Origin of the sequence: Luminiphilus syltensis NOR5-1B, from assembly GCF_000158175.1 — a bacterium.
GTDB lineage: Bacteria > Pseudomonadota > Gammaproteobacteria > Pseudomonadales > Halieaceae > Luminiphilus > Luminiphilus syltensis.
In genome coordinates, this window is the sequence record NZ_DS999411.1 from 357,009 (window position 1) to 379,119 (window position 22,111).

26 protein-coding genes and 1 other RNA gene are annotated in these 22,111 nt (G+C 58.6%); 12 read left to right on the forward strand and 15 right to left on the reverse strand.

What is annotated here, in order from left to right; genetic code table 11:
* Positions 1 to 35: 35 nt before the first annotated feature.
* An RNA gene (gene rnpB, locus NOR51B_RS15105) (RNase P RNA component class A) lies at positions 36 to 378 on the reverse strand.
* Positions 379 to 455: 77 nt separating this feature from the next.
* Positions 456 to 1,286 (reverse strand): 16S rRNA (cytidine(1402)-2'-O)-methyltransferase, encoded by an 831-nt coding sequence (gene rsmI, locus NOR51B_RS01565; RefSeq protein ID WP_009020269.1) that lies wholly within the window; start codon positions 1,284 to 1,286, stop codon positions 456 to 458.
* Between the two features lie 26 nt (positions 1,287 to 1,312).
* Here rsmI and NOR51B_RS14755 point away from each other — a divergent pair, with 26 nt between their 5' ends.
* Genes NOR51B_RS14755 through NOR51B_RS01590 form a run of 4 tightly spaced genes read left to right on the forward strand, consistent with a single transcriptional unit; the run spans position 1,313 to position 4,630 of the window.
* A complete protein-coding gene (locus NOR51B_RS14755) occupies positions 1,313 to 3,082 on the forward strand; it encodes a penicillin-binding protein activator (protein ID WP_009020830.1) in 1,770 nt (589 codons plus the stop codon).
* Positions 3,083 to 3,108: 26 nt separating this feature from the next.
* Entirely contained in the window at positions 3,109 to 3,495 is a 387-nt protein-coding gene (locus NOR51B_RS01580; protein WP_009018844.1) for a YraN family protein, read from the forward strand.
* Entirely contained in the window at positions 3,492 to 4,043 is a 552-nt protein-coding gene (locus tag NOR51B_RS14760; RefSeq protein ID WP_009019552.1) for a phosphoheptose isomerase family protein, read from the forward strand. The genes NOR51B_RS01580 and NOR51B_RS14760 overlap by 4 nt, the downstream gene beginning before the upstream one ends.
* Positions 4,044 to 4,045: 2 nt before the next feature.
* Positions 4,046 to 4,630 carry a BON domain-containing protein gene (locus NOR51B_RS01590; protein ID WP_009020447.1) on the forward strand — a complete coding sequence of 195 codons (585 nt, stop codon included), beginning with the start codon at positions 4,046 to 4,048 and terminating at the stop codon, positions 4,628 to 4,630.
* Here the strand turns inward: NOR51B_RS01590 and NOR51B_RS01595 are convergent.
* The 7 genes from NOR51B_RS01595 to zapE all read right to left on the reverse strand — a co-directional run bounded on the left by NOR51B_RS01595 (position 4,623) and on the right by zapE (position 10,628).
* Positions 4,623 to 5,003: a ClpXP protease specificity-enhancing factor gene (locus tag NOR51B_RS01595; RefSeq protein ID WP_009020236.1), complete on the reverse strand. Its 381-nt coding sequence runs from the start codon at positions 5,001 to 5,003 to the stop codon at positions 4,623 to 4,625. The two genes, NOR51B_RS01590 and NOR51B_RS01595, sit on opposite strands and share 8 nt — an antisense overlap.
* A gap of 9 nt (positions 5,004 to 5,012) precedes the next feature.
* On the reverse strand, positions 5,013 to 5,663 hold the full coding sequence (locus NOR51B_RS01600; protein ID WP_009020808.1) for a glutathione S-transferase N-terminal domain-containing protein: 651 nt from the start codon (positions 5,661 to 5,663) through the stop codon (positions 5,013 to 5,015).
* A 77-nt stretch (positions 5,664 to 5,740) separates the two neighbouring features.
* Positions 5,741 to 7,762 (reverse strand): ubiquinol-cytochrome c reductase, encoded by a 2,022-nt coding sequence (locus NOR51B_RS01605; RefSeq protein ID WP_009021638.1) that lies wholly within the window; start codon positions 7,760 to 7,762, stop codon positions 5,741 to 5,743.
* Positions 7,762 to 8,379 carry a ubiquinol-cytochrome c reductase iron-sulfur subunit gene (gene petA / locus NOR51B_RS01610; protein ID WP_009019585.1) on the reverse strand — a complete coding sequence of 206 codons (618 nt, stop codon included), beginning with the start codon at positions 8,377 to 8,379 and terminating at the stop codon, positions 7,762 to 7,764. Before petA ends, NOR51B_RS01605 begins: the two co-directional genes overlap by 1 nt.
* A gap of 239 nt (positions 8,380 to 8,618) precedes the next feature.
* On the reverse strand, positions 8,619 to 9,011 hold the full coding sequence (gene rpsI, locus NOR51B_RS01615; protein ID WP_009019308.1) for a 30S ribosomal protein S9: 393 nt from the start codon (positions 9,009 to 9,011) through the stop codon (positions 8,619 to 8,621).
* Between the two features lie 13 nt (positions 9,012 to 9,024).
* Positions 9,025 to 9,453, reverse strand: coding sequence for a 50S ribosomal protein L13 (gene rplM, locus NOR51B_RS01620; RefSeq protein WP_009019322.1), 429 nt, complete (start codon positions 9,451 to 9,453; stop codon positions 9,025 to 9,027).
* Between the two features lie 80 nt (positions 9,454 to 9,533).
* On the reverse strand, positions 9,534 to 10,628 hold the full coding sequence (gene zapE, locus NOR51B_RS01625) for a cell division protein ZapE (protein WP_009021284.1): 1,095 nt from the start codon (positions 10,626 to 10,628) through the stop codon (positions 9,534 to 9,536).
* Between the two features lie 177 nt (positions 10,629 to 10,805).
* Between zapE and NOR51B_RS14765 the strand changes: the two genes are divergently transcribed.
* Complete coding sequence (locus tag NOR51B_RS14765; protein WP_009021273.1) at positions 10,806 to 11,321, forward strand: YhcB family protein; 516 nt, start codon at positions 10,806 to 10,808, stop codon at positions 11,319 to 11,321.
* Positions 11,322 to 11,332: 11 nt separating this feature from the next.
* Here the strand turns inward: NOR51B_RS14765 and NOR51B_RS01635 are convergent, their stop codons facing one another.
* Positions 11,333 to 12,088: a Nif3-like dinuclear metal center hexameric protein gene (locus NOR51B_RS01635; RefSeq protein WP_009019914.1), complete on the reverse strand. Its 756-nt coding sequence runs from the start codon at positions 12,086 to 12,088 to the stop codon at positions 11,333 to 11,335.
* An 87-nt stretch (positions 12,089 to 12,175) separates the two neighbouring features.
* On the opposite strand from NOR51B_RS01635, the gene NOR51B_RS01640 reads away from it, so the two are divergent.
* Positions 12,176 to 13,282 (forward strand): S1C family serine protease, encoded by a 1,107-nt coding sequence (locus NOR51B_RS01640; RefSeq protein ID WP_009019302.1) that lies wholly within the window; start codon positions 12,176 to 12,178, stop codon positions 13,280 to 13,282.
* Positions 13,283 to 13,287: 5 nt separating this feature from the next.
* Here NOR51B_RS01640 and hisD read toward each other — a convergent pair whose 3' ends face one another.
* Genes hisD through NOR51B_RS01665 form a run of 5 tightly spaced genes read right to left on the reverse strand, consistent with a single transcriptional unit; the run spans position 13,288 to position 17,459 of the window.
* Complete coding sequence (gene hisD, locus NOR51B_RS01645; RefSeq protein WP_009019910.1) at positions 13,288 to 14,589, reverse strand: histidinol dehydrogenase; 1,302 nt, start codon at positions 14,587 to 14,589, stop codon at positions 13,288 to 13,290.
* On the reverse strand, positions 14,586 to 15,230 hold the full coding sequence (gene hisG / locus NOR51B_RS01650) for an ATP phosphoribosyltransferase (RefSeq protein WP_040482248.1): 645 nt from the start codon (positions 15,228 to 15,230) through the stop codon (positions 14,586 to 14,588). The genes hisD and hisG overlap by 4 nt, the downstream gene beginning before the upstream one ends.
* Before the next feature lie 22 nt (positions 15,231 to 15,252).
* Positions 15,253 to 16,515, reverse strand: coding sequence for a UDP-N-acetylglucosamine 1-carboxyvinyltransferase (gene murA / locus NOR51B_RS01655; protein ID WP_009021006.1), 1,263 nt, complete (start codon positions 16,513 to 16,515; stop codon positions 15,253 to 15,255).
* Positions 16,516 to 16,752 carry a BolA family protein gene (locus tag NOR51B_RS01660; protein ID WP_040481547.1) on the reverse strand — a complete coding sequence of 79 codons (237 nt, stop codon included), beginning with the start codon at positions 16,750 to 16,752 and terminating at the stop codon, positions 16,516 to 16,518.
* Between the two features lie 2 nt (positions 16,753 to 16,754).
* Positions 16,755 to 17,459, reverse strand: a complete 705-nt coding sequence (locus NOR51B_RS01665; protein ID WP_154647576.1) for an MlaC/ttg2D family ABC transporter substrate-binding protein — start codon at positions 17,457 to 17,459, stop codon at positions 16,755 to 16,757.
* Between the two features lie 181 nt (positions 17,460 to 17,640).
* On the opposite strand from NOR51B_RS01665, the gene NOR51B_RS01670 reads away from it, so the two are divergent.
* Genes NOR51B_RS01670 through lptB form a run of 6 tightly spaced genes read left to right on the forward strand, consistent with a single transcriptional unit; the run spans position 17,641 to position 22,030 of the window.
* Positions 17,641 to 18,609, forward strand: a complete 969-nt coding sequence (locus tag NOR51B_RS01670) for a calcium/sodium antiporter (RefSeq protein WP_009020324.1) — start codon at positions 17,641 to 17,643, stop codon at positions 18,607 to 18,609.
* 9 nt (positions 18,610 to 18,618) lie between these two features.
* Positions 18,619 to 19,593, forward strand: coding sequence for a KpsF/GutQ family sugar-phosphate isomerase (locus NOR51B_RS01675; protein WP_009021066.1), 975 nt, complete (start codon positions 18,619 to 18,621; stop codon positions 19,591 to 19,593).
* A complete protein-coding gene (locus NOR51B_RS01680; protein WP_009021521.1) occupies positions 19,593 to 20,123 on the forward strand; it encodes a KdsC family phosphatase in 531 nt (176 codons plus the stop codon). The genes NOR51B_RS01675 and NOR51B_RS01680 overlap by 1 nt, the downstream gene beginning before the upstream one ends.
* Positions 20,120 to 20,659, forward strand: a complete 540-nt coding sequence (gene lptC, locus NOR51B_RS01685) for an LPS export ABC transporter periplasmic protein LptC (RefSeq protein WP_009018879.1) — start codon at positions 20,120 to 20,122, stop codon at positions 20,657 to 20,659. Before NOR51B_RS01680 ends, lptC begins: the two co-directional genes overlap by 4 nt.
* On the forward strand, positions 20,649 to 21,299 hold the full coding sequence (lptA, locus tag NOR51B_RS01690; RefSeq protein WP_009020953.1) for a lipopolysaccharide transport periplasmic protein LptA: 651 nt from the start codon (positions 20,649 to 20,651) through the stop codon (positions 21,297 to 21,299). Before lptC ends, lptA begins: the two co-directional genes overlap by 11 nt.
* Positions 21,296 to 22,030, forward strand: a complete 735-nt coding sequence (gene lptB, locus NOR51B_RS01695; protein ID WP_009020653.1) for an LPS export ABC transporter ATP-binding protein — start codon at positions 21,296 to 21,298, stop codon at positions 22,028 to 22,030. The genes lptA and lptB overlap by 4 nt, the downstream gene beginning before the upstream one ends.
* Positions 22,031 to 22,111 lie beyond the last annotated feature (81 nt).

Genomic DNA, 22,111 nt, shown 5'->3' on the forward strand with positions numbered 1-22,111 from the left:
AAAGGCGCGCCCCCGATCCATCGGAGCGGGGGCGCATAGTGAGTTGGTCGATAAGCCGGGTTCTGTCTTGGACGATCATTCATCTGCGACGGGCGTCACCGCCCGCCTGAAGCGACCTACCCGAATCCGCCGAGGGTCACGGCTATTGGATTCCTATTTGGTCTTGCTCCGAGTGGGGTTTACCATCGCCACGCCTGTTGCCAGCCGCGCGGTGCGCTCTTACCGCACCTTTTCACCCTTACCGGACAATGCCCGGCGGTTTCCTTTCTGCTGCACTTTCCGTGGACTCACGTCCCCCAGGCGTTACCTGGCACTCTGACCCGTTGGAGCCCGGACTTTCCTCTGCCGCATTGCGACAGCGATCGCCTAACCAACTCGGGGCGCACTGTATACCTCATGCTCCCGGCGCTCAAGCGAGCGTCACGCTATCTGCGACTAAACCGGAAAGCGGGCAATTACTCCTTTTGCCGCAACAGCTCATCGTAGAGCGCACGGCCCCGGATACCGAAAAACTCGCCGGTGATGCTCGCCGCCTTGCGCGGGGGCAACGCCTTGGCCAACAGCGCCAGCAGGCGACGCGCCTCGGCATCAACTTCCCCCGCCGCTTCGGCGCCACTGATCAGCAATACGATCTCACCGCGCTGCTGGTTAGTATCGCTCGCCACCCACTGCGCCAACTGCGCCAGCGGCAGCCGTCGCACCGTTTCAAACGTCTTGGTCAACTCACGAACCAGGGTCGCTTCACGAGCCTCCCCGAGAATCTCACCGGCATCCTGAAGTGTCGCCAGTATGCGATGGGGCGCCTCATAAAAGACCAGCGTCGCCTCAACCGACAACAGCGCCTGTAAGCGTTTACGCCGGCCGCTCGCTTTATTGGGCAAAAAGCCCTCGAAGTGGAATCGATCCGTGGGCAATCCCCCCGCACTCAATGCCGTCACCGCTGCGCAGGGACCCGGTAACGGTACGACGGGCACATCGGCGTCCTGCGCCGCGCGAACCAGGCGATAGCCGGGATCGGATACCAGCGGCGTCCCGGCATCGGAAATCAGTGCGATTGCCGCGCCCGAGCGCATTCGATCACAGAGTTCCTGAGTGGTCTGCGCAGTGCTGTGCTCGTGATAACTGATCATTGGTGTGTCGATGTCATAGTGTCGAAGCAGCGTACCGCTATGGCGAGTGTCCTCCGCGGCAATCACATCCACGGTTTCCAATACCGACCGCGCGCGCAAACTCAGGTCTTCGAGGTTGCCAATTGGCGTTGGCACGATGTACAAACCGGACTCCATAGGCTGGTTCCCCTTATACTGCACTGATGAATACTCTTTGTTTAAGCGCCGCCCTGCGCCTACTTAAAACACCGCGAAAGTCCGTCAGCGTCTACGGCGTGCTCATCGTTCTGGTGATTGCCGGTGGCTGCTCAAGCGATCCCCGGCAACCCCAGCCCCCTATCGATCCCGGCGTCGATCCTGTCGCGCGGATTCCAGAACCCATCCCCGCCAAGCCCGAACAGGAAATCAACACCCAGGCATTGGACCGGGTTCAAAGCGTCGCCTTGGCAGAGGGTACACTGGCCGCGCGGGGAGAGCGCTGGAAATTGCTCAACCGGGGCATTGACAGTGTCAGTCTTGCCATTATTGACTCTCGACTGGCCTGGCTCGAAGGCGACATTGAGGAAGCCGAGCGCCTGATTGCCGGCTTGAATACCGATCGTCAAGGGCAGCTTCTTTTATTACGAGAGCAGGAAACCCGGGCCGCATTACAACGGGAGTGGATGGAGGCATCCCAGGCGCTGCATCGCCAAATGGAGCTGTCAGGCACCGACAGTACGGAACAACGGGATCGCCTGTTTTCCTACCTCATGCAGGTACCCAGCAACCGCTTGACAACCGTCAGCAGATCCCTGCCCCGAAACGACTGGCGCGGCTGGCTGGAATTGGTGGTGGCTTATCGCGAGGGGCATCTAGCTTTTGATGAATGGTCGCGGCGATTCCGCGGCTTTCCCGTCACACTCCGTCCACCGGCGGCACTCGATCTCTGGAGAGCGCAGCCAAGGCCGCAAAGAATCGTGATGATGCTGCCACTCAGTGGCCCCCTGCGCAGTGCCGGGGAAGCGGTTCTTGCCGGAGCTATTGAGGCGCTGTATGCGGAACATGCCGATTCGACTCAACGCCCGGCGCTATCGGTCATCGATACCACTCGCTATGCCGATGCCCGCGCGGCTTACCGCGCCGCGGAAGCGGAGGGGGCCGACATCATCGTGGGCCCTTTAACCAAGGCAAAGACAAGGGAGCTCAGTCTGCTCTCGCCGAGGAATACCCCCGTGGTGGCCCTCAACCGCCCGGAGGCAGTACCCCCAGCGGCGGCGGCGCGCTGGAGCGCACTCGCGCTGGCTCCCGAGGACGAGGCACGACAGATCGCCGAGCTTGCCTTCGCACGCGGCGCACGTCGCGCCATGATTACGGCGCCGGATACCGACTGGGGAATCCGGATGACGTCGGCTCTCACCCAGCGCTGGCGAGCGCTCGGTGGCGTGATTGCCAGCACCGCTCTCCTGGGCAATGAGGAAACGCCCTCAGAGACTATGGGTAAAGCCCTGGGCGCGCTATCCAGCGAGACTCGCATCGGGCAGCTGGAAGACGCTTTTGAAGCGCCCGTCCAGGCGCGGCCGCGACGCCGTAACGATATTGATACGGTATTCCTGCTGGCGCCATCCGCCAGTGAAGCACGGGAGCTGCGCCCGCTCCTCGTCTTCCATTTTGCAGGGGATGTGCCGGTTTACATGCCTGCAACCGTGGTGGATGGGTCACTGATACTGCCCAGCCGGGATCTCAATGACGTCAATTTTGTCGAGATTCCCGATGTCCTGGGCCGTAAGGACCTCGATCGATACACGCGGCTTCGTGCACTCGGCGGCGACGGCGTTACCTTCTGCAGTCACTGGCAGCAGGCAGAGGCCACCGACGCTGTTCTTTTTGCGGGGCGCACGGGACGGCTTAAGCGCACCGCCAACGGCGAGGTCGAAAGAGATCTGGAACCGGCCAGAATCGATGGTGCACAAGTACATCGCGCAGCACTACCCTGAGAAGCCTTACCAGAACGAGAGTAGACATGCGCTCAGAGGGCAACCAGTGGGAAATCAAGGCCGCCTCATTCCTGCGAGGGCACGGGCTTACTATCATTGTCCAAAATTTCACGTGCCCCTTCGGTGAAATAGATCTCATTGGGGATGATCAGGGAGTCATCGTGTTTGTCGAGGTTCGAAAACGAAAACGATCGCGTTTCGGTAACGCAGCGAGTTCCGTAGGACGGGCCAAGCAAAAAAAAATCATCCGCAGTGCTGCATTTTACCTGCAGCAGCATGGCGCGATGGCCGACACCCACTGTCGATTCGATGTCATCGCTTATGATGTCGGGGCAGATGATCCCGACACTCCGAAGTGGCTTCGGAGTGCGTTCAGCGCCAATGCCATGGCCCATGGATACCAGACCCAATGAACCATTACGATCAAATTGCCCGACATTTCGAATCCCACATCGGGGCATTGAGCCTGTCGGTAGACATCATCGCAGAAGTGATCGGGCATGCTGCGGACAATGCAGCCGAAGCCATATTCACCGAGCAAAAGCTGTTCAGCTGTGGCATCGGTGCCGATGGCGCCAACGCGATTCTGCTGTCCGAATTACTCCAGCGCGGCGTGTTTCGGGAGCGCCCCGCGCTTCCCGTCATCGAATTGGTTGCCAGGCACTCGGTGAACGCCAGCGATGGCGCCTCCTGGGTGAGCCATCAGCTGCAGTCGCTGGGCCAACCGGGCGATATGGCCATTATTTTTGCCAGCGGTTTGCCCGCGTCAGGTGTTCAGGAGATCAGCGGCGCGCTGGCGGCGCGGGATATTGCCGGCGTCTGGATCGGAAATTCCGGCAAGGGCATTGAACTCACATTTCCCGAGACCAGTGCCGCCACCGCACTGGCCTTGAGCAGTGCGAGCGCCATCGCGCTTGCTGAATTGATCGATATCACGGCATTTGGACCACTGGAGGGTTAGTCATGATTCGGACTTGGGGTTTGCTCGCGCTACTCTTTTCCCTTTGCCTCAGCGGTTGTGGGTCACTATTGGCTACGCTTGAAAGCGATGCCATTGAGGAGGACCCCGGTGAACGCAGCCTCGCCGCGCAGGTGCTCGATGAGAGCATTGAGACAAAAGCGATCGTGAATTTAAGGGCGGGAAACGACGGCTTTGATGACGCCCATCTGGTGATCGTCGCTTACAACGGTTTTGTTTTGCTCGCCGGGCAGGTCAGCACCCGGGCGCTCAAAGATGAGGCGCCCGATATCGTAAAAAAAATCGAGGGCGTAAGACGCATTTACAACGAGCTGACCGTTGCCAGTAACAGCGACGCCACTGACAGAGCCCACGATACCTGGCTGACCAGTCAGGTGAAGAGCGCCCTCCTTTTCAGTTCGGACACACCGTCGACCCGCATAAAGGTTGTCACTGAAGCGGATGTCGTTTACCTGATGGGCCTACTGACCGAGGAGGAAGCGGACAGGGCGGCCGCGGTGGCTGCCGATGTCGGCGGCGTTGAGCGCGTTATCAAGATGTTTGAGATTATTTACCCGCGGGCTATTTAACGACCCGCAGCGCTGGTCGCGTCCGATCGGGCTCCGGGGTCGGCGAATCGGGGGGCTCAGGTTCCGGCTCGGCATCAAACACCATGCCCTGTCCATTCTCCCGGGCATAAATTCCCATCACCGCCGCTATCGGGACAAAAATATCGAACGGCCGCCCGCCAAAGCGACCATTGAATGAAATGGCATCGTTGCCAAGCTGCAGGCTCACGACGGCCGTCGGCGAGATATTAAGAACGATCTGCCCGTCGACCACGTAGGATTCCGGGACCTCGACGTCCGTCATTGCCGCGTCAACCAGAAGGTGCGGAGTGCAATCGTTATCCACAATCCAATCGTAGATGGCGCGGATAATATAGGGTCTACTCGGCGTCACAGGGTCGCGTTAACGCAGTTCCTGTTCCTGATCGGACAGACTCTCCTGGAAAGCCTCGCGGTTGAACATACTGTCCATGTAATTCATCAGCGGCTTCGATTGCTTGCTCGGCCGAATATCCACACCCAGGGAGGGCAATCGCCAAAGAATCGGCGCAATACAGCAATCCACCAGCGTGAATTCTTCACTCATAAAAAAGGGCTTTTCGTTAAAGATAGGCGCAATTGAAACAATCCCGTCCCGCAGCTCCTTGACCGATTTTGAAACCACATTATCACTGCGGGAATTCTGGATAGCGTCCACCAGTGCGCACCAATCCCGCTCAATCCGATGCATGAGTTGGCGGCTCTCAGCGCGCGCTACCGGATAAACCGGCAGTAAGGGCGGGTGCGGAAAGCGTTCATCGAGGTACTCCATCATCACCTTGGACTCAAAAAGAACAAGGTCGCGATCGACCAGCGTCGGCATGCTGTTATAGGGGTTGAGATCGCCAAGCTCAGCGGGCGGATTACCCGAGTCAGAAGTGATCATGTCTACAGTCACGCCCTTCTCGGCAAGTACGATACGTACTCTGTGGCTATAGTGGCTTGTGTTATCCGAGAACAACGTCATCGAAGAACGTTTTGAGACCAGCCCTTGGGCATCGTCAGAGAGCTTCATGGATCAACTCCGTAAATCCACCTCTGGAGGCAGATGAAAGGGACACCCCACGAGGGATGCCCAAGCTAACTTTTGAATCAGTGAACGTCTTTCCAGTATTCACGACTCAACAGCCAGGCGAAAATAAAGAATACAGCGAGGAACAACAGCACGTAGATACCCATACGCTGACGATCCGCCTTCATCGGTTCCGCGGTGTAGGCGAGAAAATTAACCAGATCGTAGATAACACCATCAAATTCTTCAGGCGCCATAGTTCCTTCTTCAACGATCTTGAGGGTCCCACAGGGATCCGCCATCACCGCCTCGCCGCTCAGGGGATCAACGCCCTCCTGGCCCCCTGCCGCGCACTCCTGCATGCCCTGCAGCTCAAGCAGCACGTGGGGCATGCCCACATTCTCGAACACCTTGTTGTTCACCCCATAGGGCCGCTTGTCATCGCGATAAAACGTGCGCAGGTAAGTGTACAACCACTCGGGCTGACGCGCCCGGGATACCAGGGTGAGATCCGGCGGCGTCGCTCCGAACCACACCTTGGCATTGCCTTTATCCATGGTGTTATCCATCAGGGAACCGATCTTTACCGAGGGATCGAACATCAGGTTTTCTTTGTAAAGATCTTCAGGGACGCCGATATCGCGCGCCACCCGGTTGTAACGCGAATACTGCAGCGAGTGACAGCCCATGCAGTAGTTCATGTAAAGCGTTGCCCCACGTTGCAGCGAGGCATGGTCGCTGGAATCGGCTTCAAAGGGAATCGCAGGCATCGAGCCGCACTGGTACGCCGAGCTTGCACCCACGGCCTTGAGGGGCAACACGGTTAGCAGGGCGATAACAACCACGACACCAAGACTCTTCCAGATAGGCATACCACCATCCATGGTAACCCGCTCGGGCACCGGCTTGGTTTTGTCCATAGCGGACCAGATCGGCATGGCGAGGAAGAATGCGAAGTAGAAGATCGAACATATCTGAGCCAATACGGTTCGCGCCGGTGTTGGGTTCTTGACACCCAGCACACCGAGGATCAGGAAGCTGGCGACGAACAGTACCAACATCACTTTGTTGATATTGCCGCGATAGCGCCAGGAGCGCACCTTACAGCGATCGAGCCATGGCAGGGCGAAGGGGATCGCCACCGATGCGGCAAAGAAAACAAAGCCCCAGAACTTATCGGGAACCGCACGCAGCACCGAGTAGAACGGCGTGAAGTACCACACGGGAGCGATATGATCCGGCGTTTTCAGGGCGTTAGCCTCCTGGAAGTTAGCGAACTCCAGGAAATAGCCCGACATCTCCGGTGCAAAAAAGATGATGGCGCAGAAGAAGAACAGGAAGACCGCGATACCCTGGATATCGTGCACCGAGTAATACGGGTGGAACCGGATTCCATCCAGCGGCACGCCGTTGGCGTCCTTGTTCTTTTTGATGTCGACCCCATCCGGGTTATTCGAACCCACTTCGTGCAGCGCCAGAATATGCAGCACCACCAGGGCGAGCAGTACGATGGGCAGGGCCACCACGTGTAGTGCGAAGAATCGATTGAGTGTGATACCGGAAATCAGGTAGTCACCACGAATCCAGGTGACCAGGTCCTCGCCGATAACAGGGATGGCGCCAAAGAGCGAGATAATTACCTGAGCGCCCCAGTACGACATCTGACCCCATGGCAGCACATACCCAACGAACGCCTCTGCCATCAGCACAACAAAAATGAGCATGCCGAATATCCAGATCAGCTCTCTGGGCTTTTTGTAGGAACCGTAAATCAGTGCACGGAACATGTGCAGGTAAACGACAATAAAGAACGCAGAGGCACCGGTGGAATGCATGTAGCGCAGCAACCAACCGTAATCGACGTCGCGCATGATGTACTCGACCGATGCAAACGCTTCCTCCGCGCTCGGCGTGTAGTTCATCGTCAGCCAAATGCCTGTGAGCAACTGGTTGACCAGCACAAGCAGCGAGAACACACCGAAGAAATACCAGAGGTTGAAGTTTTTGGGCGCGTAGTACTCGCCCATGTGGGTGTTCCATGCCCGAGTGACGGGCAGACGCTCGTCGACCCAGCCAATAAATGACGTCAAAGCCTTTTCCACTACGCTGCCTCCGAATCTACGCCGACGACAAGAACGTTGTCGTCTTCAAATGAGTAGGGGGGAACTTCAAGATTGGTGGGCGCGGGCACACCAGAAAATACACGTCCGGCCAAATCGAACTTTGAACCGTGACAGGGACAGAAGAAGCCGCCGACCCAGCTGTCACCACCCATGTCCGCAGCACCCACTTCGGGACGGAAGGCAGGTGCGCAGCCCAGGTGGGTACACAATCCGACCACCACCAGGAACTCGGGCTTGATCGCACGACCAATGCCGGAGATGTATCCAGGCTGCTTTGAGATCGCCGAGGACGGATCCTTGAGGTTGCCATCAAGCTGTGACAACGCGTCAATTTGCTCGGGGGTGCGACGAACCACGTAAACCGGCTTGCCGCGCCACTCGACAACAACCATCTGGCCGGGCTCAATCTTGCTGATATCGGCTTTGACGGGGGCGCCCGCCGCTTTGGCTTTCTCGGAGGGATTCCAGCTACCGAGGAAGGGAACGGCTACGCCAGCAACGCCAGCAACGCCGACAGCCGAAGTCGCCGCGATCAGAAAACGGCGCCTGGTTTGAGTTGACGCCTGACTATCGGCGTTATTGCTGTTTTCGCTCATCTAAGTCGGTCTCCGGATGAGTGGAAAGACGCACAACGACCCGCGGGGCTCATTGCGCACGCACTGCTGCCAAACACATAGGCGCAGGTGCACCATTTTTGGATCGCGAAGTCTAAAGGGATGTGCGCTAATGAGCAACCCAAAGCACCGGTCAAAACCTCTACGAAACTCGCTTAACCACCTGAATTTAAGACAAAAAAAAGCCGGCACTCGCCGGCTCTCGCATTTGCAACAGTCGCTTAGCGCTTGGAGAACTGCGGACGACGTCGAGCTTTGCGCAAACCGACCTTCTTCCGCTCTACAGCGCGCGCGTCCCGGGTGACGAAACCCGCTGAACGCAAGGTGGGACGCAATGACTCATCGTAATCCATCAGGGCTCTGGTCAACCCGTGCCGAATGGCGCCGGCCTGACCAAAACTACCGCCACCAGCCACCGTCACATTGGCGTCAAACTTATCGACCAGATCAGCGGTCTCAAACGGCTGACGGACAATCATTTGGGCCACTTTTCTGCCGAAGTACTGGTCAAGCGGTCGACCATTGACGGTAATCGTACCGTTGCCTGAGGTCAGAAATACCCGCGCGGTTGATGTCTTTCGTCGACCAGTGCCGTAATACTGTGTTGATGCCATTTACCAATACTCCTTAAATAGCCAGCTGCTGAGGCTGCTGGGCGGTATGCGGGTGCTCGGGACCCGCATACACCTTTAACTTCCTGAACATTGCTCGACCAAGCGGGCTGCGCGGCAGCATGCCCTTAACAGCACGCTGGAGCACGCGCTCGGGAGCGCGATCGATCAACTTTTCGAAGCTGTAGGACTTGATACCACCCGGATAACCCGAATGGTGGTGATACATCTTGTCGGTGCGCTTGCGGCCAGTGACCCGCACTTTCTCGCAGTTAACCACGACAATGTAGTCGCCCATGTCCATGTGCGGCGTGTACTCGGGCTTGTGCTTACCCCGCAGCCGGTGAGCGATCTCCGCCGCCAGACGGCCTAGCGTCTTGTCTGCCGCGTCGACGATGAACCAATCGTTTTGAACATCGCCTGCTTTGGCGCTGTAGGTTTTCATGATCTTTGCCCTCGGGGGCCGTACTTAAAGGAGCGCGGATGTTACTGGAACCCTCCACCCATTTCAACACTCAATTGCCCTTAGGGCCGATGCTCTCTGGCGAGATACTCCTTGGATTGCATCTCCAATAGCCGCGACAGGGTGCGCTGGAATTCAAACGTCAGCCGCTGTCCCGAATACAGCGCTTCCGGGGATACCTCGGCGGTCAGAATCAGTTTCACATTGCGATCGTAAAACTCATCCACCAAATTGATAAAACGACGCATGGCATCATCGGCGGCGGAGTCCATTTGCCGCACGCCCTCGATCAGAACCGTTCCGTAAATACGCGCCAATTCGACGAAATCGCTGGCACTGCGGGGCTTGCGGCAGAGCTCGTCAAAATCAAACCACGCCATTCCCTCTACTTCATGGAGCACTTTCAGCGTTCGGTTATTGATCTCGATCTCACCGGGACGTCCCTCCGCGCCATTGGCGAGCGCCCGAAAACTATGCTCGAGGGCGGCCTGGGCCGCACTATCGAGCGGCGCATGAAAAATCTCGGCCTGCTCCAGCGTTCGCAGGCGATAGTCGACTCCGGAATCCACATTGACGATTAAAGTGTGATTTTTTATCAATTCGATGGCAGGCAAAAAGCGCGCGCGCTGTAAACCGTCCTTGTAAAGCAGATCGGGGGTGATGTTGGAGGTCGCCACCAGCGTGACGCCGCGCTCAAAAAGCGCCTCCATCAGGCCACCCAGCAGCATGGCGTCAGCGATATCGCTGACGAAGAACTCGTCAAAGCAAATAACAAGCGCCTCTGAGGCCACCCGGTCAGCGATCAGCTCTAGCGGATTCTTTTCGCCCGCCAACGCGGTGAGATCATGGTGCACCCGCTGCATAAAGCGATGGAAGTGCACCCGGAGCTTTCGCTCAAAGGGCAGGCTGTCGAAAAAGGTATCGACCAGGTAGGTCTTGCCCCGGCCCACGCCTCCCCAAAAATAAAGCCCCGTTTCTGGAGGGCGCGGTCCGCGGGTTAACCGCCACAATTTACGGGCGATGCCCTGGTCCGTTGCATCGCGTTCGACCAATCGCTGGTACAGCGCATCGAGATGGGCCACCGCGTTGGCCTGCGCCTCGTCGCGCACAAAGTCGGGTCGTTCGAGGTCCTGTAAATAGCGCTGCTTGGGGGTCAAAGCTCGTTATCCGGTCTCTGTGTCAGTCGATGTACGCGCCCGTCATCTCAGCTGATGACTCTCGATCGCGCCCGCACTCTAGCCGCGGCGTCTTCGCTTCGCAATTGATGTATGACTACGCATCCGCCCGGACAACGGGTTAAACTGCATCCTCAATCATTGTTGCCGGAGTTTTTAATGGACGTGGAACCTCTTGTAATTGCCGTAGGCGCAATTGCCCTGATACTCGGATTTCTGGCCGGTTGGAGCCTGGGTATGCGCAAGAAAAGCAGGCGTGCCGAGATTCTCGACCTTCAGCATCGACTTGAGGCTGCGATGGAGGCCAAAGCCGATTATGAAGCACAAGTCACCGAGCACTTTACAACGACGGCGCAATTGGTGACCCAGATGGCGGATAACTACCGCGCGGTGTACCACCACGTCGCCAACGGCGCCGAACGGCTGTGCGACGGATCGGTGACCCTGGCCCCGCCTTCGAGCGCTGACGGAGAAAGCCCGGAGATCCCACCAGAGAAAATTGACGTTGCGCAGCCGCTCGACTACGCCCCTCGCAAAGACGACGAGGACGGGCAACTATCCGAGCGCTTTGGCCTGGAAAAGCCTGAGCACCCGGAGGCTGGAATGCCCAGCGACAGTGATTTCGCATCCGAGGCCGATGACAAGCCGTCGGATGAGGACAAACCCAACCCCTGAGTCAATCGAGGCTAGGCGGGGCTGTCGATATCGACAAATTGGTGTTCGAGGTCAAAGGTCCGCGCCAGCCACTCACCCACCGCCTGTGCGCCGAAACGTTCAGTCGCGTGGTGGCCTGCAGCGATAAAGCCAATTCCCCGCTCCCGGGCAACATGTACCGTCTGCTCTGAAATTTCGCCGCTGACGAACAAATCGGCGCCCGCATCCGCTGCGGCGTCGATATAACCCTGGCCACCCCCGGTACACCAGGCCAGCCTATGGACCTCGCGTTCAGCGACCGACGTTACCGGCCGACCCAACTCGGTGGTGAGCCGATCCACCAGCGACTGCTGCGCACAGGGTCTCGCCAGATTACCAATAAATACGGGGAAGGTAGGATCGCCGGGGTCGAGTGGCCCCATGCTGGTAACACCGAGCGCCCTGCCCAAACCCGCGTTGTTGCCGAGCTCAGCATGACAGTCCAGCGGCAGATGATAAGCCAGCAGGTTGATGTCTGCCTGAAGCAAGGTCCGGATCCGACGCCCTTTCATGCCGGTGATACACGGGTCCTCTGAGCGCCAGAAGTAGCCGTGGTGCACCAGAATCGCGTCGGCCTGGTATTCCACCGCCGCATCAATCAAGGCCTGACATGCGGTGACGCCACTCACAAGGCGTTCAATCGACTCGCAACCCTCAACCTGCAACCCATTGGGGCAGTAATCCGCAAAGCGATCGGGGGCAAGCAGCTCACTCAGCGCCTCAACCAACCGATCTCTGGAAACAGACATCAGCAAAAATCCTCATTTAGCGGCATACTCACCTCCAGAATAACGCGGACCGCGTGGTTTACAATGCGGCGGCAGAGGAGACACCCATTGAAAGATGCCATTATCACATTTGTGTGGCCCGCTATTGCCGGGCTCATGGCTGCTTTGCTTATACTCGACCATTGGGTCCTCGAGGAGCCCCTGCTGGCACCCCACAGCAAGGGCAACTCATCGGGATACCGGGAGGCCGTTGCTTCGGCGACCCCGTCAGTTGTAAACATTTACACCGCCAAGCTGGTGTCCCAGGGTCGAACCGCGCGACTAAATGACCCGCTTTTGCGGCGCTTCCCGGAGCCGAGCACCCGCAGGCAGCGGGTTGAGCGCTCGCTCGGCTCCGGCGTCATCATGACCGCCGATGGCCACATTATCACCAATAATCACGTGATCGCTGAAGCCGATGCCATACAGGTTCTGCTCGCCGATGGCCGCTCCGCGAATGCAGCCGTCGTCGGTACCGACCCTGCCACCGATCTCGCTGTACTGAAAATTAATCTACCCGGTCTCAGTCCCATCGAGCTTACCGATTCTGATTCAATTTCTGTCGGCGACGTGGTCCTCGCGATTGGCAACCCCTATGGGTTCGGTCACTCGGTCAGCCAGGGCATTGTTTCCGGCCTCGGCCGGTACGGTTTGCAGCTATCGGACTACGAGGACTACATCCAAACCGATGCCAGCATTCACCTCGGCAATTCCGGCGGCGCACTGATTGACAACGCGGGAGGACTCGTCGGGATCAATACGCTGATTTACACCGCGGGGAGTGGATCGGAGGTTTCGAGCGGCATAGGGATTAACCTGGCCACCCCCAGTAATCTTGCGAGCTTTGTACTGGAGGACATGATTCGCTACGGCCGTGTCATACGCGGCTGGCTGGGGGTTAGTGTGGAGCTGCTACTGGGGCGCGATGAAACCGGACGCCAGGCTCAGTTTCTGGTGGTATCGTCGCTTTCCGAAGGAGGGCCTGCGGAGCGCGCCGGCATCCGCCTTGGCGATATCATCGTTTCCATCAATGGTGACCCCGTAACGGACGGTCGTGTCGCCATGCATCGAATTGCGCGACTGCGACCGGGAGAGCAGGTTGCTGTGGGTATTAAACGCGGCGAGAATGCGTTTGAAATCAGCGCCGTAGTGGGCACCCGGGAGCTGCCGAGCTAAGCGTCTTACTCACCGCGTAATTCAGCGCTGCGCGCATGAGCAGTCAGGGACTCTCCCCGGGCGAGGACCGAGGCGACTTTGCCGAGCGCCGCCGACCCCTGTTCGGAGCAGTGAATGACCGAACTCCGCTTCTGGAAGTCATAGACACCCAACGGCGAGGAGAAGCGCGCCGTATTCGATGTCGGCAGAACGTGATTAGGGCCCGCGCAATAGTCTCCCAGCGCCTCGGAGGTCATCGGACCGACAAAAATAGCCCCGGCGACATCAATTCGATCAACCAGTTGCTCTGCATCCCGGGTCGCAAGCTCAAGGTGCTCAGGGCCTATGCGATTCGACAACATAATTGCCGCATCGATGTCTGCAACCTGAATCAGCGCGCCACGATTTCCCAGTGATTCACGAATAATGTCGGCGCGCTCCATATCCGGTAGCGCCGCCGCTATCGCGGCTTCCACCGCATCCAGATACGCGGCATCGGTGCCAAGAAGGATCGCCTGCGCCTGCTCATCGTGTTCCGCCTGCGAGAACAGGTCCATGGCCATCCAGGCAGGGTCGACACTGCCATCGGCGATAATCAGAATCTCCGAGGGACCGGCGACCATATCGATACCGACGGCGCCAAAGACCTGCCGCTTGGCCTCCGCGACAAAGCGATTGCCCGGCCCTACGATTTTGTCGACCCTCGGCACGGTTTCCGTGCCATAGGCCATAGCAGCGATCGCCTGGGCACCACCGATCGTCACCACACGACTGACCCCGGCAATGGCTGCGGCCGCCAATACGAGATCATTGAGGTTTCCCTCCGGGGCCGGAACCACCAAGGCGATTTCATGAACCCCGGCCACTGTGGCGGGGATCACATTCATCAGTACCGAAGACGGATAACTGGCTTTCCCACCGGGCACATAGACCCCCGCGCGCGCCAGCGGCGTTACGCGCTGTCCCAGCTGGTTGCCATAGTCGTCAGTAAAAGACCAGCTCGCGGATAACTGGTGCTGGTGATAATCCCGGATACGTTCCGCGGCCATCTCCAGTGCGTCGCGGTCAATGGGGTCGATTCTGGCCAGTGCCGCCTGAAGGGCCGCTCCGTCCAGAACCAGGTCGTCCATGCGCTCGACGGCACGTCGATCAAATTTCCGGGTGTACTCCACCAGAGCCGCATCACCCCGGCTTCGCACCTCGCTGATAATGTCGGCGACGACGCCGACCAGCGTCGGGTCGCGCTCATCGGCATGGGACGTTAGCGCCTGAAATTGTGCCTCAAACTGAGCGTCATCGGCCTTCAGACGGTTAATCAACCCGCTCATGCCGCGACACCCTGCTCAACCGCCCCCCGAAGTGCCTTGACCAGGGCGTCGATGCTGGAATGCCGGGTTCGCATGGCCGCCTTGTTAACAACGAGGCGCGAACTCACATCGGCGATATGCTCGAGCGGCACCATGCCATTGGCCCTCAAGGTGTTACCCGTATCGACAATATCGACAATTTCATCGGCCAGATTCATCAGGGGCGCAAGCTCCATGGCGCCGTAAAGCTTGATCAGTTCCGCTTGTATACCTTTGTTGGCGTAGTGTCGGCGCGCCAGATTGACGAATTTACTCGCGACCCGCAGCCGGGGGCGCGAGCGCGGTGCATCGGGAAATCCCGCCGTCATCAACCGACATCGGGATATCCCAAGATCGAGGGGCTCGTAGAGGCCCTCGCTGCCAAACTCGAGCAGCATATCCTTACCCACAACACCCACATCGGCCGCGCCATGACGCACATAAGTGGGTACGTCCGAGCCCCGCAAGATAACCAGCCTGAGATCGGGCCGGTTCGTCTCGAAAATGAGCTTGCGACTGCTGTGCACGTCCTCGAGCGGCTCGATACCCGCCGCTGCCAATAACGGCAGCGTCTCCTTCAGAATACGGCCCTTGGTCAGTGCCATAACCAGCGGTTGCGTCATTGCCATGCTGTTCTCCGCAAGCTCAGCCGGACACGCGACGAATGTCGGCGCCCAGAGACTGCAGTTTCTCCTCAATACACTCATAACCGCGATCAATATGATAGATGCGGTCAACCCGGGTCTCACCCTCGGCAACCAGGCCTGCGATCACCAGACTCGCCGAGGCACGCAGGTCCGATGCCATCACCGGCGCACCCTTCAATGACTCGCGACCCGCGATTATCGCCATATTCCCCTCTATGGAGATATCGGCTCCCATCCGGTTCATTTCGTGGGTTTGAATAAGTCGATTTTCAAACACGGTCTCGGTGACTCTTCCCGTACCCTCGGCGATCGCGTTCAGCGCTGTGAATTGCGCCTGCATATCCGTAGGGAAACCCGGGTACGGTGCCGTGGTGATCGCCACAGAACGCGGTCGCCGACCTTCCATATCCGCTTCGATCCAATCTTCACCCACATTAACTGTGGCACCCGCTTCGCGAAGCTTGTCGAGCACGATATCGAGATGATGGGGGTTAGCACCGTCAAGTCGAACGCTGCCACCGGTGGCTACAGCAGCCACGAGATAAGTACCGGCTTCGATGCGATCCGGCATGACCCGGTACTCACAGCCGTGTAACTCGGATACACCGCGGACCGTAATCGTCGAGCTACCCGCGCCCTCGATATCGGCACCCATGGCAATCAAGCAGCGGGCCAGATCGACCACTTCGGGTTCCCGCGCCGCGTTACGCAACACCGTGGTGCCCTCGGCCAGTGACGCCGCCATGAGGAGGTTCTCAGTCCCACCAACGGTTACAGTTTCCAGGGTGATATCGGCGCCCTGCAGTCGGCCATCAATCGACGCGTTGATATAGCCATCCTCAATCGAGATGGTTGCACCCATCGCCTCCAGACCCTTAAGGTGGAGATCCACCGGGCGGCTGCCGATGGCGCATCCACCGGGAAACGAAACCCGCGCCTGACCAAAGCGCGCCACCAGCGGGCCCAGCACCAGGATAGAGGCACGCATGGTTTTCACCAGCTCGTAAGGCGCAACGACACTATCGACGCCTGTGCCGTCGACTTCAATACTCAATCGCTCATCAACCGTCAGCCGCGCACCCAGACAGCCGAGTAACTCGATCATCGTGGTGATGTCGTGGAGATGCGGAAGATTGCTCAGCCTCACAGTTGATGGCGTCAGCAGCGTTGCGGCAAGAATAGGTAGCGCCGCGTTCTTTGCGCCAGAAACCTTTAGCCGGCCACTGAGCCGGTGACCGCCACGAATGGCAAGGCTGTCCACCTAACCGGCATCCCGCTCTGAGGGAGTCAACGCTTTGATATTGACCGCATGTATCGTGCCCTGGGCAATCACTGGCGCGAGGGGTGCATACACCCGCTGCTGGCGCGCAACCGGACGCACCCCCTCAAAAGCAGCGGAAACCACAGTTACGGTGTAGTGGCCACCATCCAGGTCGACCCGGACCTCGCCATCGGGGAAAGCCGTCGCAACCAGTGCCTGTACTTCGTTCGCTTCCATGGTCAGGCCTCCTCACCAGCGTCATCGAACGCCACTGTATTCCACGCGTCGATAACCGCATCAATATCACCGTCCTCCGCCTTGACGGCGGCTTCGAACTGACCACGGTAAATCTCTCCGAGGTTGATGTTCTCGATAATCATATTTCGCAAGCGCCACTGCCCATCCCGATACTGCCCCATCTGGTATTTGAGGGTGTAAACGCGGCTGTCGTCGGCGCGAACCAGCTGCGTAACCGAGGCGACACGGACACTGTCCGGGGAAAGCTCCACATCCTTTAGTTCTACGTCGGATCCGCCAAAAGCAAGCAGGCCTTTGCTGTACGTAGTGATCAGGCCGTCTCGAACCACACCGGTAAATCGATCGAGTTGTGCCCGCAGGTTTTCCTGACCCGCCTTGTCCAGACTGCGAAAGCGTTCAGAACTCGCGTAGCTGCCCATAATGCCGCGGGCAAATCCGCGAAAATCGACCACTTTATCGAGTTCAGCACCGACCTCGGCGTAGTAACGCTCAGGATCGGTATCGAAATACTCGGGCGCCTCAGCGACTGCCGCCATAATGTGATCGGTCGCCGCTTTGACAACAGCTCCCGGCCCTGGTGCGGCCATCTCTTCGGCCACCAGCAGCGGCGCCAGCGACACGCCTACCAACATCACGACGCCGCGGATCACGCGCCCGAAGGCAGCGGACATGTTAACTACTCTCATTGTTTTCTCCGATTCTTACCAAGGTGGGTTACACTTCGCGGCAACCCCATCCATGCCGGGCGCGCAGTCACTGCGGGCGGGTTAAAGCGGGCCCCGGGTTGCCAATGATACCCGATCCGCTGACCTGACGCCGACAACAGCGCCCTGCTTCTGAAGACAACGACCTCACAGCGAAGTTTCCATGCTGCTCAACTTCATCGTCATCACCGTCGGATTGGCCACACTGCTGTGGAGCGCCGATCGTTTTGTCGAGGGTTCGGCGACCATCGCTCGCAGCATGGGCATGCCCCCGATACTCATCGGCATGACCATCGTCTCCATCGGCACATCGGCCCCCGAGATTCTGGTATCACTGATGGCATCGATCACCGGATCCGGCGATCTGGCGGTTGGCAATGCCTTTGGCTCCAATATCGCCAACATTGGTCTCGTGCTCGGCATTACCCTACTGATTTCACCCTTCACGGTGGGCCGAACCACCGCGACCAAGGACCTGCCTCTGCTGCTGCTGACCATTATTACCTGCGGCTTTTTACTGCGCGATGGCGTCCTCTCACTACTCGACTCGCTGGTATTGACGGTCGGACTGGTTATCTTTTTCGCCCGCCTGTCGGCCCATCTCAAGCACCCGGATATCAACGACCAACAACCGGATATTCCGCAACTGCCCCTGGCAAAAGCGTGGTGGCTCTTTTTGATCGGCACAACACTCCTGATCGCCTCCTCCCGCGCGCTGGTGTGGTCAGCATCCAATATCGCAGCAGCATTTGGCGTATCGGAGCTGGTCATCGGACTGACCATCGTCGCCATTGGTACCAGCCTGCCCGAACTGGCGGCCTCCGTCGTGAGCGCCCGGCGCGGTCATGCCGATATCGCCATTGGCGCCGTCGTGGGGTCCAATATGTTCAATCTTGTGGTGGTCTTGGCCATACCGGGCTTCTTCGGTAATTTGACCATCAGCACCGCCGCGCTCGGCCGCGATTTGGGTACGGTTCTGATCAGCACATTATTACTGACCCTGTTCGTGTTTCTGGGCTGGAATCGAACCAGCCACAGGGGCCACCTGGGGCGGAGCGCGGGCATCGCTTTTCTGGCACTCTATGCCCTCTACACCGGGTGGCTGTTTGCACAGCCCAATTTAGGTAGTTGAGCCACTGTGATGTTCGATGATGATCAGCTAGTAGCGTCGGCAAAGCGTACCATTACCATGGAGCAGAGTGCCGTTGGCGCGCTCGTGGAGCATGTGGGAGACACCTTCGCACACGCCTGCCGGGCTTTGCTGCGTACTGAAGGTCGTGTTGTGGTTACCGGTATGGGTAAGTCCGGCCACATCGCCAACAAAATCGCAGCCACCCTGGCATCGACGGGCACCCCCGCCTTTTACGTTCATCCAGCAGAGGCCTCCCACGGGGATATGGGCATGATTACGGCACGGGATGCGGTAATCGCCTTGTCCAATAGTGGCACCACCCCTGAAGTACTGACCCTCTTACCCCTACTCAAGCGTCTCAACGTTACTCTGGTCGCAATGACCGGCGCAGCCGGATCGGCGCTGGCGGAAGCCGCCGATTTTCATTTGTATGCGGGCGCTGAAACAGAGGCATGCCCACTCGACCTGGCACCCACATCCAGTACGACCGCCGCGTTGGTGCTTGGCGATGCCCTGGCGATTGCATTGCTCGAAGCCCGCGGCTTCACCGCTGATGACTTCGCCTTTTCCCACCCCGGTGGCGCATTGGGTAGAAAGCTGTTGCTGAAGGTCGAAGACGTCATGTCCGCAGCCGGTGATGTACCGCGGGTGGCGCCCGGGGCGACGCTGGCCGAGGCTTTGATGGAGATCACCGCGAAAGGACTTGGTATGACAACCGTAACCGACAGCACCGGTCGGCTTCTCGGTATCTTTACCGATGGCGATCTGCGTCGGGCGCTCGAGGCGCGGCCGGACATCAACCAGACGCCCATAGACAGCCTGATGTCCACGGGTGGCATTACCGTTACCGAAGGCACCCTCGCCGCCGAAGCTCTGGGAATGATGGAAGAGCACCGCATCAGCGCACTGGTAGTCACCGACCGTAACGGTGCGGTCATTGGCGTGGTGCATCTGTTGGCACTGCTGCGCGCGGGGCTTGCCTGATGGATACCCTCGCGCTCTCCGCAAAGGCACAGCCGATTCGATTTTTAGCGTTGGATGTCGATGGCGTCCTCACCGATGGCGCTGTGATCTACGACAATTCCGGAGAGGAGCTCAAAGCCTTCAATATCAAAGATGGGCTCGGTATCAAACTGGCGCAGCGTGCGGGTATCGAGGTCGCCATCATCACCGGACGCCAGTCAATGCTCCTCGAGCGCCGGGCGCAGGAACTGGGCATCACCACGCTCATTCAGGGACGTGAAGACAAGCTCGCTGTTTTGCGTGACTTGCTCGACGAACGTGAACTATCGCCTGAGCAAGCCGCGTACATGGGCGATGATCTTCCTGATCTTGCCGCCATCATGAGCGTGGCCGTCGGCGCCTGTCCATCGGATGCAACGGCCGAAGTCCTGCAGGCCGCCGACTGGGTAAGCCATAAGCCCGGCGGATCCGGTGCCGTTCGCGAGCTCATCGAGATGTTACTCATCGCGCAGGGGCGCTGGGACGGATTAATCGAGCGCTTCAGGCCATGAGAAAGCGGTTCTCAACCCTGTCAGCGATTATTGGCATCGGCTTGATATGGCTCACTATCGAATCAACTGAAATTACATGGGAAAAGCAACCTGAGCCCGTCAATCCGCCAACCGAATCGTATTTTGAGGGGCTGGACCAATGGCGCTTTGGCGTCGATGGGACACCTGAACAGCAGGTCGTCATCACCAGTGGCAGCCGCCCGGTTGGAAGACCGGTTCGTTTCAAGGGACTGTCCTTCCTGGGCAGCGACAACAAGGGCCGGTATTGGGATATTCGGGCGGGCCGTGGCGTCCATAAAATCATCGACGATGAACTCCGACTTTTTGACGGTGTCGAAATCAGGGTCCCTGGAGGGGGCGCGGTACTGACTACGCCAAAGCTGATGCTTGAGCCGGGAAACCAGAAGGCCTATAACAACTCGCCTGTAGAACTCGTTACTGAGACCAGTGTCACCACGGCGCGCGGTCTGGAGATCGACCTGTATGAAACAACGGCGAAGTTCCTCGCCAATGTCGAGACGATTTATGAGGGTTGAGGCGACGGTACAAAAGTGCATCGGACAGCGATTTATTCCGGCGCTACTTACTCTGCTTGTCCTTGGCACGGTTGCACCACCGATCGCAGCGCTCAAGGATGATCGCGAACAGCCCATTAAGATATCGGCCGATTCAGCGGAGCGTGACGAGCGCAGTCAGCGCACCCAGTACATTGGCAGTGTGGAGTTGGTTCAGGGCTCACTGCACATCAAGGCGGATCGATTAACCGTGTTTCACGACAAGGCCAACGCCGATCGTATTATTGCTGTTGGCGATCCGGCGACACTGACCCAATTGCCTGCTGTGGGCGACCCGCCCATCGAGGCGGAGGCGGGTAAAATTGAATATATCCGGAGCGAGGATCTGATCAAGCTGACGCAAACCGCACGTATTGAGCAGGACGGTGCCGTCGTCACCGGTGATTCGATTGACTATCTCATCACCGAACAACGAGTGCTTGCGCGCGCGGGTGAGCGTATCGAGGGTGGGCAACGCGTCGAAGTCACTATTCCACCGCAGGTAACCACGCCTGCACCTGCGAAGCCGGCAACTCCGGAGCGCCCACTTCCCGAGCCGGCAGTGCCCGAAACGGCCGAGCCAATCTCGCCGCCCGCCGATGACACGGATCCGTCAGAGTGAACTCCGCTTCAGAACTGCAGGTTAAAAATCTGGCCAAGTCCTTTCGCGGCCGAAAAGTGGTTAGTGACGTCTCACTGAGTGTGGGTTCAGGCCAGGTAGTGGGCCTGCTGGGCCCCAATGGCGCCGGCAAAACCACTTGCTTTTATATGATTGTTGGCCTGATTGATGCCGACCATGGCCGTATTTTTCTCAATGGCAATGACATCACCGGCATGGCGATTCACCAGCGTGCGAGAGCGGGGTTGGGTTATCTTCCCCAGGAAGCCTCGATCTTCAGGCGCATGACCGTCAGAGACAATATCCTGGCCATACTGGAGACGCGCAAAGAACTGTCAAAGTCCGAGCGTAAAACCGTCTGCAACGCGCTGCTCGAGGAGTTCCACATCGGGCATCTCGACAGCGCGCTGGGCCAGGCGCTGTCCGGCGGAGAACGCCGTCGGGTCGAGATCGCCCGCGCATTGGCCACTGACCCTGCCTTCATTCTGCTCGATGAACCCTTTGCCGGCGTCGACCCCATATCGATTAGTGATATCAAAGGCGTTATCAGCCACCTCAAGGAGAGAGGTATCGGGGTTCTGATTACCGATCACAACGTTCGCGAGACCCTCGATATTTGTGAGCGCGCCTATATCGTCGGCGAAGGCAAGGTCCTGGCCAGCGGCACGCCGGATCATGTGCTCAATGATGCGCAGGTGCGGGCCGTATACCTCGGTGACAGCTTCCGTCTTTAACCGGTTCAGGGGCGACACAAGCAGCGCACCTGACACGGCTTAAGCAAATTTCGAGCCAATGTTTGCTGGAAAGCACCGCCG

Bases quoted from the DNA above. Each gene is read 5' to 3' on its own strand.
- NOR51B_RS01590 (WP_009020447.1), top strand. From the start codon at position 4,046: ATGATTCGGACTTGGGGTTTGCTCGCGCTACTCTTTTCCCTTTGCCTC.
- lptC (WP_009018879.1), top strand. From the start codon at position 20,120: ATGAGAAAGCGGTTCTCAACCCTGTCAGCGATTATTGGCATCGGCTTG.
- NOR51B_RS01675 (WP_009021066.1), top strand. From the start codon at position 18,619: ATGTTCGATGATGATCAGCTAGTAGCGTCGGCAAAGCGTACCATTACC.
- NOR51B_RS14755 (WP_009020830.1), top strand. From the start codon at position 1,313: ATGAATACTCTTTGTTTAAGCGCCGCCCTGCGCCTACTTAAAACACCG.
- NOR51B_RS14765 (WP_009021273.1), top strand. From the start codon at position 10,806: ATGGACGTGGAACCTCTTGTAATTGCCGTAGGCGCAATTGCCCTGATA.
- NOR51B_RS01670 (WP_009020324.1), top strand. From the start codon at position 17,641: ATGCTGCTCAACTTCATCGTCATCACCGTCGGATTGGCCACACTGCTG.
- hisD (WP_009019910.1), bottom strand. From the start codon at position 14,589: ATGAGCGGGTTGATTAACCGTCTGAAGGCCGATGACGCTCAGTTTGAG.
- NOR51B_RS01600 (WP_009020808.1), bottom strand. From the start codon at position 5,663: ATGAAGCTCTCTGACGATGCCCAAGGGCTGGTCTCAAAACGTTCTTCG.
- NOR51B_RS01635 (WP_009019914.1), bottom strand. From the start codon at position 12,088: ATGTCTGTTTCCAGAGATCGGTTGGTTGAGGCGCTGAGTGAGCTGCTT.
- petA (WP_009019585.1), bottom strand. From the start codon at position 8,379: ATGAGCGAAAACAGCAATAACGCCGATAGTCAGGCGTCAACTCAAACC.
- rpsI (WP_009019308.1), bottom strand. From the start codon at position 9,011: ATGGCATCAACACAGTATTACGGCACTGGTCGACGAAAGACATCAACC.
- rplM (WP_009019322.1), bottom strand. From the start codon at position 9,453: ATGAAAACCTACAGCGCCAAAGCAGGCGATGTTCAAAACGATTGGTTC.
- NOR51B_RS14760 (WP_009019552.1), top strand. From the start codon at position 3,492: ATGAACCATTACGATCAAATTGCCCGACATTTCGAATCCCACATCGGG.
- lptA (WP_009020953.1), top strand. From the start codon at position 20,649: ATGAGGGTTGAGGCGACGGTACAAAAGTGCATCGGACAGCGATTTATT.
- NOR51B_RS01665 (WP_154647576.1), bottom strand. From the start codon at position 17,459: ATGAGAGTAGTTAACATGTCCGCTGCCTTCGGGCGCGTGATCCGCGGC.
- NOR51B_RS01660 (WP_040481547.1), bottom strand. From the start codon at position 16,752: ATGGAAGCGAACGAAGTACAGGCACTGGTTGCGACGGCTTTCCCCGAT.
- NOR51B_RS01680 (WP_009021521.1), top strand. From the start codon at position 19,593: ATGGATACCCTCGCGCTCTCCGCAAAGGCACAGCCGATTCGATTTTTA.
- hisG (WP_040482248.1), bottom strand. From the start codon at position 15,230: ATGACGCAACCGCTGGTTATGGCACTGACCAAGGGCCGTATTCTGAAG.
- NOR51B_RS01580 (WP_009018844.1), top strand. From the start codon at position 3,109: ATGCGCTCAGAGGGCAACCAGTGGGAAATCAAGGCCGCCTCATTCCTG.
- rsmI (WP_009020269.1), bottom strand. From the start codon at position 1,286: ATGGAGTCCGGTTTGTACATCGTGCCAACGCCAATTGGCAACCTCGAA.